Genomic DNA, 13,180 nt, shown 5'->3' on the forward strand with positions numbered 1-13,180 from the left:
TAACGATCAGCATTAAGGCAAGAAGTTATGGAAACCACAAAGCTCAAAAAATTTGCTCAATTTGCCCGCCGTAGCCTGATAGAGCAAGTCTCAGCCAAGCTCAAGCTGGTTTTGTCGGAAGAGAACCCCGCAAGGCGGGAGAGGCCTGAATCCGTCAGAAAGCTGGAAGAGGCGATAGCGGAGCAGGGCAAAGAGCAAATTATCGAGCGGGTAGCCTATATCTGGTTCAACCGATTTTCCGCTCTACGGTTTATGGACGTGAACCGCTATAACCGGGTTGGCGTGGTGTCTCCTGCAGAGGGGCAGTTCCAGCCGGAGATCCTGGCAGATGCCAAAATGGGGCATATCGATGAAGAAATCGTTCCAGATAAGGCTCGCCAGAAAATCTTCGCGTTGCTGGACGGTAAAACGCCAAGCCAGGATCCCCAGGGGGAAGCCTACCGCCTGCTAGTCGTCGCCGCCTGTAACTATTGGTACAGCGCGATGCCGTTCCTGTTCGAGCGTATCGACGACTACACCGAGCTGTTGATGCCGGATGATTTGCTTTCGGGTAACTCAATTCTGGCCTACACCCGCGAAGCCATGACGCCGGATGCCTGTGAAGATGTTGAGGTGATCGGCTGGCTGTATCAGTTCTATATCTCCGAAAAGAAAGACCAAGTATTCGCCGATCTTAAGAAGAACAAGAAGGTTACTCCCGAGAATATCCCAGCGGCGACCCAGCTATTCACTCCTCACTGGATTGTTCGTTACTTAGTGGAAAACTCGCTGGGCCGTCTCTGGATGCTCAACCGGCCAGACTCAGGCCTGATTGAACAGATGGATTACTACATCAAGCCAGAAGAGCCCGAGATCGACGTCCTCCGAATCAGCAACCCGGAAGAAATCAAGGTCTGCGATCCAGCCTGTGGGTCGGGACACATGCTGACTTATGCATTTGATTTGCTGTATGCCATTTATGAGGAAGAAGGTTATGAGCCCGCCGATATTCCGGTAAAGATTCTGACTCATAACCTTTATGGCATTGAGATCGACGAGCGCGCCGGTGAGTTGGCCGCCTTTGCTCTGACCATGAAAGCACGTGAAAAGCAGCGCCGGTTCTTTCAGAAGTCGGTGCAGCCTAATGTTGTCGTACTCGAAAACGTGGCCTTTACCGAAACCGAGATGCAGGATGTAGCCGGTCTGGTGGGCAAGGATCTTTTTACTGCCGAGGTACGCGAAACACTAAATCAGTTCGAGCAAGCGAAAAACTTAGGCTCGCTAATCGTGCCGAAGCTGAGCGACCCGATCGATACGCTGCGGGCTGTGGAGGAGAGAGATGTGGGCTCCGACATGCTGCTGAAGGAGCTGCAGGTGCGCGTCTTGGCGGTGCTGCGCATGGCCGAGGCGCTGTCACCGAAGTACCACGTGGTGGTGGCCAACCCGCCGTATGCTGGTGCTAAAGGCCTTAACGGCGCATTAGGTGCCTGGATCAAAAAAAACTACCCTGATAGTAAAGCCGACCTGATGACGTGCTTTATGGAGCGAGCGACCACATTGACCGTAACGAACGGACAATGGGGTATGATCAATCTGCCATCTTGGATGTTCCTTGGCTCGTTCGAAAAACTGCGCGCCAAACTCTTGTCGTCCGACACCGTCTCATCTCTGTTGCATCTGGGCCGTGGGATTTTCGGGTCGGACTTTGGCAGCGTGGCATTCGTAATGGCGCGATCAAAGCCCAATGAATCGTCCAAAGCGATTTACCGTCGTCTTTTTGAACAGCACGTTCAAGTACGCCCCCCAGAAAAGATCAAGGATCTGTTTTTGGACCCGGGCTACAACCGGTATGTCACAACACAGGCGGCATTGAAACGCCTCCCGGGACAGCCTCTAGCCTATTGGGCATCTGATCAGGTCTTCCGAGTATTTGAAAAGGCTCGGCCACTTAAGAAAGTTGCCGAGGTTAAGCACGGGCTGTCCACCGGAAAGAACGAAGAAGTTGTCAGATATTGGGCCGAAGTGTCCAGAGGTGAATTCGGCACTGGGTTTTCGTCTCGTGAGGGTGCGTTGAATAGCGGAAAAAAGTGGTTCCCTTACAACAAAGGTGGCGAGTTCAGACGTTGGTATGGGAATTGTGAATTTGTACTCAGATACGACGAGTACGGCAATCGCCTAATGGAGACGTTTTCGGGGCACCGTCACGACGGTAAAAGCCACTATTTTCAAGAAGGCGTTACTTGGACATTCGTTACTAGCGCAAACTTCGCGGCTCGTTATACTCCACAAGGATTCGTCTTTGATGTCGGTGGCTCTTCACTCTTTCCAACGAGTCCTTTGGCAACTACAGGTTTTCTTTGCTCAACTCTAGCATTCAATTTCCTAAAGATGCTGAACCCGACTTTAAATTTCCAAGTGGGGAATCTTAAATCTCTTCCGTTTTGGACCGAAGTCATCGAACCACAGATCCACTCTATTGAGGCTGAAGTCGCAAAAATAATTCAAACCTATAAGTCCGACTGGGATGCCTATGAAACTTCTTGGGATTTCATTGAGCTCCCGCTGCTCTCACCTGATCACCGGAAAGAAACTCTCGAGGACAGCTATGCGCATCTCCGCACCTATTGGAGGTGTAGGACGGATGAAATGCAACAGCTGGAAGAAGAGAACAACCGCATCTTCATCGATGCCTATGGTCTGCAAGATGAGCTGAATCCCGAGGTTCCGATCGAGGAGATCACGCTCACCTGCAACCCTGCCTATCGCTATGGGGTAAAGAATTCGGAGGGTGACCGCGAAGCCCGCCTACGTGCCGACACCATGGCGGAGCTCCTAAGCTACGCTGTCGGCTGTATGTTTGGTCGCTACGCACTGGATAAGCCAGGATTGATATTGGCCAACCAAGGCGAGACCATCGCGGACTACCTGAAGCAGATCCCAGAGCCGAGTTTCCCGGCGGATGATGACAATGTCATTCCCATGCTTGACGGTGACTGGTTCACCGACGACATCACCGAGCGCTTCCGTGAATTCCTGCGCATCGCCTTTGGTGAAGAGCACTATGAGGAAAACCTCCGCTTTGTCGAGCAGGCACTGGGTAAGGACATCCGCAAGTACTTCCTGAAGGACTTCTATAACGACCACGTGCGTCGTTACAAGAAGCGGCCCATCTACTGGTTGTTCTCCTCACCCAAAGGCTCATTCAACGCGCTGATCTACATGCACCGCTATCAGCCCCATACCGTGGGTACGGTGCTGGAGTATCTGCGCGATTTCAAAGACGAGAAACTGCAAGCCCGGAAGAACCACCTGGAAGCCGTCAGTATCAGCTCTAGCGCCTCTCAGGGTGAGAAAACCAAGGCCCTGAAAGAGATCGAAAAAATCAACAAGATTCTTGCCGAGCTGGATGATTACGAGCGGGATGTGCTCTACCCTCTGGCTACCGAACAGGTAGAAATCGATCTCGATGACGGGGTAAAAGCCAACTACCCGAAGTTTGGCAGCGCCTTGAAGAAGATTACCGGCCTCTCTGGCTAGGAGCACAGGCATGCATATCAGCAAACTAACCTTGCAGCGCTTTCGTGGCGCTCAAGATCTACCGCTGGATCTGGACGACAAGCTCAATGTGTTTGTCGGTATGAATGGCGCGGGCAAATCCAGCATTCTGGATGCTTCGGCCATCATGCTGTCCTGGCTGGCGAACCGGATTAAGCATGCGGGTGCATCTGGGCGTCCGATTGCAGAATCCGATATCAGGAATGGTGAATCTTCTGCCAATCTGGCCATTCAGCTATGTGATGAGGGTACTTACTTCGGCTGGAACTTGGCGAAGGTGCGTAAGGGGTACAGCAAAAAGGACCTGGCCTCTGTTCTGATTTCTGCATCCGAAACGGCCAAGGGTATTCAAGCGGGCATCACCGAGCACAATGGGAAGGTAAACATCCCCTTGTTTGCCTACTACCCGGTGAATCGCGCTGTGTTGGATATTCCACTGCGTATCCGGGAAAAGCATCAGTTTGGGCTTCTTTCTGCTTATGAGGAGTCGCTAACCAGTGGGGCCAACTTCCGTACTTTCTTTGAATGGTTCCGGGAGCGTGAAGATCTTGAGAACGAGAACCGCAAGTACAAAGACGATTTGATTAAGCCGGACGATTTCCAGTTCCCGGATCCTCAGCTAACGGCGGTTCGGCGGGCCCTTGAGATTTTCATGCCGGATTTCCAAAACCTGACCGTAAGGCGGCAACCGCTGCGGATGGAGGTAACGAAGAAAGGCCAGCGGCTCACGGTAAACCAGCTTTCTGATGGCGAAAAGTGTTTGATGGCGATGGTTGGTGACCTTGCCAGGCGCATGGCCATAGCCAACCCGGAGCGAGAAGATCCGCTGCTGGGAGATGGCATTGTGATGATCGATGAAATTGATCTGCACCTGCATCCGAAATGGCAGCGCCTGGTGGTGCCCAGTTTGAGGGCGGTTTTCCCGAACTGTCAGTTTTTTATCTCCACTCATTCACCGCATGTAATTACCCATGTGAAACCGGAGAATCTGTTCCTTATGAACATGACAGATGCCGGGGAATTGGAGATTGTTCGCCCGAATGAGTCCTACGGGAAGACGGTGGACAGGGTACTTGAAGATCTGATGGGCCTTGAGACCACACGCCCTGACCAAGTGGAAGATGCTCTTCGAGCTATTTACGGGCAAATCAATGATGGCGAGCTTGATACTGCCAGAAAAGGCATTGCTGAATTGGAACGAGACATTGGCGAAGATCCGGAACTGGTAAAAGCCAAGGTGCTGATCAAACGCAAGGAGCTGATTGGCCGATGAAGTATGTGGAGAAGCGCCACGAACCTGAAGTTTTTACGCAATGGAAGGCTCTGGCCAATGTCAATGAAGACTGGCAGCCTACCTATGGCGACCTGAGGGGTGAGCCCAAAGCCTCGGTAAAGAGATCATTGATGCGGGAGCAGGGTTACATCTGCTGCTATTGTGAACGCCGGTTAACCGAGGGCGATTCCCACATAGAACACTTTCAGCCTCAGAGTGACCCGACTGTGGATCCGCTGGATTACGGCAATCTTTTGTGCTCCTGCCAGAATCAGATCAGAAAGGGTGAGCCCCGTCACTGCGGTAACCTGAAAGGCGACTGGTTTGACCCCGAGCTGTTGATATCTCCGCTGGATGCGAATTGTGAGCCCCGGTTTGGTTTTGAAGGTGATGGTTGGATTAAACCTGCTGACAATAACGACCGGGCGGCCTGTGAAACCATTACCCGACTGGGCCTCGACCTGCCCAAGTTGAATGAGTTGAGAGCTGGAGCAATTGAGCCTTTCCTGGATGATAGCTTGAGCCATGATGAGCTGGGTCAGTTCGTGTCGGGCTACTTAACCATGGGAGCAGACGGCCGTTTCGGTGAGTTCTGGACCACCATCAAATACCTGTTTGGGGACTATGCCGCCGCATGAGTAATCGAATTTCCCAGGCCTCTCATGAATATCCCAGGTCGCTCATGAAGGAGGGCTACCTATGAAATTGAAAGAAATTGCCGTTAAAGGCTTTAAATCCATCAGCAATCACGACTACGAGCGTATTGCCTTTAACGATGTCACGGTGCTGTTGGGGGCGAATGGCTCCGGGAAAAGTAACCTGATTTCACTGTTCCGGCTGTTGGGATTTATGACCACTGGTGCTCTGCAGCAGTACGTTGGCAGGCAGGGCGTCAGCCAGCTTCTGTTTTATGGCCCAAAGGTGACCGAATCGCTGAGTTTCAGCGTGAAACTGGAAGATGACAGCACCACGGACTCCTACGATGTAAAGCTATCGTATGGGTTGCCGGACCGGCTGTTCGTCAGCGGTGAACAGGTAAGCTATCACAAGGCCGGTCACCCCAGACCGCAGGAATACTTTCTGTCCAGTGGTGGCCCCGAAGCGGATCTGGGGCAGGATGATCGGCCCACCAGTAAAGTGCTTACCGGTCTGCTCAGAGGCATACAAACCTTCCAGTTTCACGACACATCCGACACCGCCCGAATCAAGGACCGGGTGTACGTTGATGATGTGTCCTACCTGCGCAGCGATGGGGGCAACCTCGCGGCCTTCCTCAAGATGTTGAAGGAGTCGGACAGCTATCGTCCTTACTACGAACGAATTGTCCGGCATATTCGCAAGATTATGCCGCAGTTCAACGACTTCGTACTGGATACCCTTCCTGGCAATGACCGTTTCGTGCGACTGAACTGGTCTGATACCTACCGCCAGGATTATCTTTTTGGTCCGGATCAGATTTCCGACGGGTCTCTTCGCTTCATGGCGCTGACCACACTACTGTTGCAGCCACCGGCGTTGCTTCCAAAAGTGATCGTTCTGGATGAGCCGGAGTTGGGTCTGCATCCGGCTGCCACGCTTGAGCTTGCCGGTATGATCAAACGTGCATCCCAGAAAACGCAGGTGGTCCTGGCCACCCAGTCCACACGGCTGGTGGATGAATTCCTGCCGGAGCAGATTGTGATTGTGGAGCGCGATTCAAAGACCGGCGCCAGCTCGTTCCACCGTCTGGAAGCGGAGGCGCTGGGTGAATGGTTGCAACGGTACAGCCTCTCGGAGCTTTGGGAGAAAAATGTGTTGGGAGGGCAGCCGTGATTCGACTGCACATAACCGCAGAGGGCCAGACCGAGAAAGCCTTCGTCGACCAGGTTTTGACACCCCATCTGGCGCACTTTGATGTCTACACCGACGCGCGCTGTGTGTTAACGAGCAAGGACAAACGGGCAGCCAAAGAATACCGGGGTGGCTTGATCAGTTACCAGAAGGCAAAAGCAGACATCGAAACCTGGATGAAGGAAGACGCCAACCAGGAATGCTGGTTTACCAGCATGTTCGATTTATATGCCTTGCCAGACGATTTCCCAGGATTTGACGAGGCGGAACGGCTGGAGCCTTATCAAAGGATCGAACGGCTCGAAGCTGCTTTTGGCAATGAAATGAACAAGCCAAACTTTATTCCCTATATCCAGTTGCATGAATTTGAAAGCCTGATTCTGGCTGACCCGGCCAAGCTGGATTGGGAGTACCTGGAGCACGACCAGCCAATTGGAAATCTAGTGAAGATGGTCGGCTCCCAAAATCCGGAGCTCATCAATGACGGTCGAGAAACAGCGCCATCAAAACGAATTCTCAAAGAGATACCGGAGTACGACAAGGTGACATCAGGGGTATCGGTTGCGGCTCACATCGGCCTCGGTGCTCTGCGGGCCTCATGCAAACACTTTGATGAGTGGGTGTCGCGCTTGGAGAAGCTCGGGGGCAAAGAATGAGCCAGCAAATCAATTATGCGCTGGGCAGGCTTTTCGATAAGCACCGGGTTGTGTTCTGGTACGACACCAAGCAAGAGCTGCGCAGTGACTTCGAGGCGGTTTCCATTCCGGACGTGGAGAAGCTGGAGATCGCCAACAACGAGTACGGCCTGAAACATCGCATCCTGCGGGAGGCACCGGAACAGAAATTCTTGCTGTACAAAGAAGGGCCACAACCGGAGGATCTGGACAACTGGTTGCTGGACGTACAGCTGGCCCACGGCGAGTTCCGGACCGACCAGGTGGCCATCTGGCTGTCCGAGTTGGAGTTGGGCCTGGAGTTCGCCGAGATAGCTCAGGCCCATACGGAGTTCTTTCAGGCGATCAAGCGCAAGGAGGCACTGAAGAAGTTGCTGAAGCCGGACGATACCGCCGGCCAGCTGCGCCTGAAGATGCTGGCCGTGTGTGCCGGTAGCGAGCCCCGTATGGACTCGGTGGTGGAAACCCTGCTGCAGCAACTGGCGGAAGAGCGCGATGATGGCATTCGGCTGATTGAGCGTTGCGGTCTGGATAGCTTCCTGTGGGAGCAACTGGCCCGTTTCTACGGCTATGAGGCCAGTGAACCCAGCCTGCGCGACTTTGTGATCGAGCTGTTCAAGTCCTGCTACGCCATGGGTACCGATGGCGAGGTCAAACTGACCGGCGATGCCCTGGTGTTCCTCAAGCGCTGGAAAGACAGCCGGCAGTTCGAGCAGGGGTTTGAAACCCTGTCTGCCGAGTGTGCCGAGGTGCTGGGCATTGAGCAGGATCTGGGTAAGCGGGACTTCCGGGACCTGGTTGAGCTGGATTACTTCCGGCTAATCGACCAGAAGATTATCAGTGACCTGGTGCGGGCGGTGGTAGGCCGCACGGTCACTAGTGGCGATGTGGCATTGTGGGTACGGCAGCGGCGCCAGGGCCACTGGTACGGGGAGTTCCGCCACCTGTATGAAGCCATTGAGTTTGCGGCCCGTTTTGTCCAGATGCTCGGTGAGGCTCGTCTCACCATGGACAGCCTCTCCGACGGCGTTCAGCGATACAGCCGTTCCTGGTTCCAGTTGGATCAGCTCTACCGCAAGTTTACCTACCATGTGCGCATGTCTGGCCAGGCCTCATTGATGGGCGAGCTCAGCGAGCAGGTGGAGAACCTGTATTCCAACAACTATCTGCTCAAGCTGGGCGACGGCTTCCAGGTCCACGTGGACGCCGCGCCGCGCTGGGAGGCCTATCCGGTCGTTCAGCAAAAGGCCTTTTTCGAGCACTGGGTTCGCCCGTACCTGCGCAAGGATAAACGGATCTGCGTGATCATTTCCGACGCCATGCGCTACGAGATTGGTGATGAGCTGCTGGGCCTTATCCGGCAGGAAGATCGCTACAGCGCGGAGCTTGAACCGGCACTCTCGACCCTTCCCAGCTATACCCAGCTCGGTATGGCGGCGCTGCTGCCCAACAAGTCCTTGGCGATCGCCGACAACGACACCGGCACGGTACTGGTGGATGGCCAAAGCTCACAGGGCACGGTCAACCGTACCAAAATCCTGCAGGCCGCCTTGGATGGTCGGGGCCAGGCCGTCAAGGCGGAGGATTTTATGCAGCTCAACCGGGAAGACAGCCGTGAGCTGCTCAAGGGTAATGATGTGTTGTACATCTACCACAACCGCATCGATCACACCGGCGACAAGATGCACTCAGAGGGGCAGGCCTTTGAAGCTGCGGAACAGACCCTGGGGGATCTGATTCGTCTGATCAAGAAGCTCACGGCGGCCAACGCCAATAACCTGCTGATCACCGCTGACCATGGCTTTATTTACCAGAACCGTGAGCTGGATGAGAGTGATTTCCTGGGCGATGCCGTTTCTGGCGATGATATTCGCTACCGGGACCGTCGGTTCGTGCTGGGTAATGGGCTGTCCGCCTCTCCGGCCTTCCATCACTTCTCGTCTGAGCAGCTTGGGCTGGATGGCGATATGGAAGTGCAGATTCCCAAGTCCATCAACCGGCTGCGTCTTAAAGGCTCTGGCAGCCGCTTTGTGCATGGCGGCGCATCCCTTCAGGAGGTTGTGATTCCAGTCCTGAAGGTTAACAAGAAGCGCCAGAGTGATGTCAGCGCCGTTGAGGTGGACATCCTGCGTGGGGCCAGCTCGGTGATCACTTCCGGCCAACTGGCCGTCACCTTGTATCAGTCCGGACCGGTTACCGAGAAAGTACAGCCTCGCCACCTGCGGGCTGGGATTTATACCCAGTCAGGGGAGTTGATTTCGGACAGTCACGAACTGTCGTTTGACCTGACCTCGGAGAATCCCCGCGAGCGGGAGCTTCAGGTGCGCTTTGTGCTCAGCCGCAAGGCGGACGAGGCCAACGGCCAGGAGGTCTTCCTGAAGCTGGAAGAACAGCACGCCGGCACCTCCCACTACAAGGAATACAAGTCGCTCAGGTATTTGATGCGGCGGTCCTTTACCAGCGATTTTGATTTCTGAGGGTTATAGCCAATGAGTACGCTTGACCAAAAGATCAACGAACACTTCCCCGGGTTGGTGGTGCGCAAAGACCTGGTGAAAACGGTCAAGGGCAACGCCATCGTTCCCTCATACGTGCTGGAGTATCTGCTCGGCCAATACTGCGCCACTAACGACGAGGCCACGATTAAAACAGGGATTGAAACGGTCAAGGAGATTCTGGCCAAGCACTATGTCCACCGGAACGAGGCCGGACTGGTGCGCTCGAATATCAAGGAAAAGGGGCGCTACAAGGTTATCGACAAGATCAGTGTGGCCCTGAATGAGAAGACGGATGCCTACGAGGCGCAGTTTTCCAACCTGGGAATCAAGAAGGTATTGGTGGATTCTGGGACCGTCAAGGCCCACCCCAAACTGCTGGTAAGCGGCGTATGGTGCATTGCGGACATCGAATACGTATTTTCTGAAGACCAGAACGTCAGCCCCTGGATTCTGTCCACCCTCAAGCCGATTCAGCTATCGCACTTCGACTACGACGCCTACGTTGCCGCGCGGCAGCAGTTCAGCACCGATGAGTGGATTGACCTGCTGATCCAGAGTATCGGCTTTAACCCGGAGATGTTCGGACGGCGCAGCAAGCTGACGCAACTGGTCCGATTGATTCCGTTCTGCGAGCGGAACTACAACCTTATCGAACTTGGCCCCAAGGGGACGGGTAAATCCCACGTTTACTCCGAATTCTCGCCCCATGGGATCCTGGTTTCCGGTGGTGAAGTCACCGTACCCAAGCTGTTTGTGAATAACTCCAGCGGCAAAATCGGCCTGGTGGGCTACTGGGATTGCGTGGCCTTTGACGAATTCGCCGGTAAACAGAAGCGAGTCGACAAGGCCCTGGTCGACATCATGAAGAACTACATGGCCAACAAGTCCTTCTCCCGTGGCGTGGAAACCCTGGGCGCCGAGGCGTCCATGGTGTTCGTGGGGAACACCCGGCACACTGTTCCTTACATGCTGAAGCATTCAGACCTGTTCGATGAACTGCCGGACAAGTTCTACGATTCTGCCTTTCTGGACCGGATCCACTTCTATATTCCGGGATGGGAGGTCGACATCATCCGGGGCGAGATGTTCTCCGACGGCTATGGCTTCGTGGTGGACTACCTTGCAGAAATCCTGCGCTCGATGCGGAACTACGATTACTCCGACCAGTATAAGGAGCACTTTACCCTTTCTTCGGATATCTCGACCCGTGATCGGGACGGTATTAACAAGACCTTTTCCGGCTTGATGAAGATCCTGTTCCCCCAGGGGGGAGCGACCAGGGAAGAGGTTGAAGAAGTGCTGCGCTTTGCCATTGAGGGGCGCAAGCGGGTCAAGGACCAGTTACAGCGGATTGATACCACCTACGGCGAAGTACGCTTTTCCTATCAGGATCAACAAGGCCAGGAAATACTGGTCACGACACTTGAGGAGGAAGAGTACCCAGGCTACTACCACCAGACGGTCTCGACTCCTGATGACGAGGGAGTAGAACCCGAGCCAACAGCGGACGTTAAAGGTATCGAGTCCAAAGAGCCGAATGCCCCCGAGCCCGTACTGAAAGAAAAGCACCTGACCTTCCAGGAAAATCAGAAGGGCATCTCATTCGACGGCTTGTTTGGCGCTTACCTGAAAGGAGCCAGCAGGATCACTGTTACAGACCCCTACATCCGGCTTTTCTACCAGATCCGCAATTTCATGGAGTTTCTCGAAGCCATCGTGAAGAACAAGGCCGAGGAAGATGAAGTGGCGGTTCACCTCGTCACCGTCCGGGACGAGTTCAAGGGTGATCTGCAAGACGAGAGTTTCGAAAAGATTCAGGAATCCGCTCGCACCGTGGGCATAGACTTCACCTGGGAGTTTGACGAAAGCGGCACCATTCACGCGCGTCATATCGTTACAGACCACGGCTGGAAGATTTCACTGGATCGGGGGTTGGACATCTTTCAGCACTACGAGATGAATGAAGCCTTCGCGTTTGCCAACCGGTTGCAGCAGTTTCGGTCTAGCAAGGCCTTCGAAATTACCTTCATCAAACAGTCATAGATCCACCCGGCAGTGCAATGGGAGGCGGTGTGTCAGGCGCTCGCTTCCCACTCCCACCAGGACTGAAACAGCTCGTCACCACCCGGCACATAGGTGTGAACCTCCCGGCCATTCCAATCCAGCGCCAGAACCTGCAACGCAGCCTGTTGCAGCTCGGCATCCAAGGCCCTCAGCCGGTTCAGCTCGAATGGCCAGTGACTCGCGTTATATAGGCCAAGCAGGAATCGCCGGATATGCCGGGCCTGGCCGCCTCCACTATGAGCGGCGTCGATCAGTATTGTGAGAGCCGGAAGCCCCGCGTCCTCCCGCAGCTGCCTCCGCTTTTCTTCCTGTTCCAGCAAAAATAGAAAGCTTTCGGGAAGCATGGCTGTTTTGTCCGTCATGTGCATAACCTCATATCGACTTCACGATTATGCTGCCATGGACGACGCAGTAGGCACGGCTCTCAAACTGCCCGTTTTGGGCAAGAACACCGGTTTGCCCCGAATTTATTTCAGATCGCCATTGTGTCGGGGTGATTTTTTTCGGAACTTTCGCTCCAGGAACGCTTCCAGCCGGTCCGCGTTGCGGTAGGCCACAACGCAGATAAAAAGTACAACTGCGACAAAGCTCAGGAATGCAATCAGTGTGGCAGATAGGTTCAGCATATTCACGTCTCCAATAGTTGACTGCCCTTTGAGGGCAGTTTGTTGGTTTCAGGCCACAGCATCGGCCTGTCTTTGTTCTTTGGCGACAGACGCAATCAAGTGCCGCGAGCAACTCAGCATCTCCTGGATCTCGCTGTAGCTGTGGCCACTGCGTAGCAGGCTGGCGATGTGCTGTCTGCGCTTCAGGTCTGGTTGCCGCCCCTGGTACTTGCCCTCCGTTTTTGCTTTATGAATGCCCTGGAACTGCCGGCGCCGACGGTCTTCGTAATCTTTGCGGGCCACGGCAGCCAGCATGTCGAGCATCATGGCGTTGACCGCTCGTAGAATGGAGTCGGTGAATCCGGTGTCGTCTTTCTTTTCCAGAGCGAGCCAACTGGTTGGTAATTCCGGGGAGACGATGGCTAACCGCTTGGCGGCCAGCTTTTGCTTGAGGGAGTCCCAGTCACTTTTTTTGAGGCGAGCCAGCCGGTCGATCTGTTCGACCAGCACAATGTCACCCTCACCGGAATCTGTGATCAGCTTCATCAGCTCGGGTCGGTGCAAAGTAGCGCCGGACACGTTCTCCACGTAGAAAGCGGCAATACGCTGACCGTGGTTGGCTGCGAACTGTACCAGTGACTCCCGGGCTCGCTCCGCATTCTGTTCCTGCGTGGATGCCCGAAGGTAGGCTCGAATAAACAT

General features: G+C 54.4%; 10 protein-coding genes. 7 read left to right on the forward strand and 3 right to left on the reverse strand.

Features of this window, described 5'->3' with window-relative positions; translation table 11 throughout:
• The first annotated feature begins 27 nt into the window (after positions 1–27).
• The 7 genes from pglX (at position 28) to brxL (ending at position 11,852) form a co-directional block, all read left to right on the forward strand.
• Positions 28–3,516, forward strand: coding sequence for a BREX-1 system adenine-specific DNA-methyltransferase PglX (pglX, locus tag QPL98_RS09500; RefSeq protein ID WP_303293150.1), 3,489 nt, complete (start codon positions 28–30; stop codon positions 3,514–3,516).
• A gap of 10 nt (positions 3,517–3,526) precedes the next feature.
• Positions 3,527–4,807: an AAA family ATPase gene (locus tag QPL98_RS09505; RefSeq protein WP_023008349.1), complete on the forward strand. Its 1,281-nt coding sequence runs from the start codon at positions 3,527–3,529 to the stop codon at positions 4,805–4,807.
• Positions 4,804–5,445, forward strand: coding sequence for a retron system putative HNH endonuclease (locus QPL98_RS09510; RefSeq protein WP_022988844.1), 642 nt, complete (start codon positions 4,804–4,806; stop codon positions 5,443–5,445). The genes QPL98_RS09505 and QPL98_RS09510 overlap by 4 nt, the downstream gene beginning before the upstream one ends.
• A gap of 61 nt (positions 5,446–5,506) precedes the next feature.
• Entirely contained in the window at positions 5,507–6,619 is a 1,113-nt protein-coding gene (locus tag QPL98_RS09515; protein ID WP_022992172.1) for an AAA family ATPase, read from the forward strand.
• The gene (locus tag QPL98_RS09520; RefSeq protein ID WP_268877796.1) at positions 6,556–7,293 is read left to right on the forward strand and encodes a DUF4276 family protein; all 738 of its coding nucleotides are present in this window, start codon (positions 6,556–6,558) and stop codon (positions 7,291–7,293) included. Before QPL98_RS09515 ends, QPL98_RS09520 begins: the two co-directional genes overlap by 64 nt.
• Positions 7,290–9,788, forward strand: a complete 2,499-nt coding sequence (pglZ, locus tag QPL98_RS09525) for a BREX-1 system phosphatase PglZ type A (protein WP_303293151.1) — start codon at positions 7,290–7,292, stop codon at positions 9,786–9,788. The genes QPL98_RS09520 and pglZ overlap by 4 nt, the downstream gene beginning before the upstream one ends.
• A 12-nt stretch (positions 9,789–9,800) precedes the next feature.
• Positions 9,801–11,852, forward strand: coding sequence for a BREX system Lon protease-like protein BrxL (gene brxL, locus QPL98_RS09530; RefSeq protein WP_303293152.1), 2,052 nt, complete (start codon positions 9,801–9,803; stop codon positions 11,850–11,852).
• 32 nt (positions 11,853–11,884) lie between these two features.
• On the opposite strand, the gene QPL98_RS09535 is transcribed toward brxL, so the two are convergent.
• From QPL98_RS09535 to QPL98_RS09545, 3 genes are all read right to left on the reverse strand, one after another.
• On the reverse strand, positions 11,885–12,235 hold the full coding sequence (locus QPL98_RS09535) for a hypothetical protein (RefSeq protein ID WP_081699727.1): 351 nt from the start codon (positions 12,233–12,235) through the stop codon (positions 11,885–11,887).
• Positions 12,236–12,340: 105 nt separating this feature from the next.
• Positions 12,341–12,499: a hypothetical protein gene (locus QPL98_RS09540; RefSeq protein ID WP_022992176.1), complete on the reverse strand. Its 159-nt coding sequence runs from the start codon at positions 12,497–12,499 to the stop codon at positions 12,341–12,343.
• 48 nt (positions 12,500–12,547) lie between these two features.
• Positions 12,548–13,180, reverse strand: coding sequence for a recombinase family protein (locus QPL98_RS09545; RefSeq protein WP_022992177.1), 633 nt, complete (start codon positions 13,178–13,180; stop codon positions 12,548–12,550).

It is taken from the genome of Marinobacter sp. ST-43 (assembly GCF_030541085.1).
GTDB lineage: Bacteria > Pseudomonadota > Gammaproteobacteria > Pseudomonadales > Oleiphilaceae > Marinobacter > Marinobacter nauticus.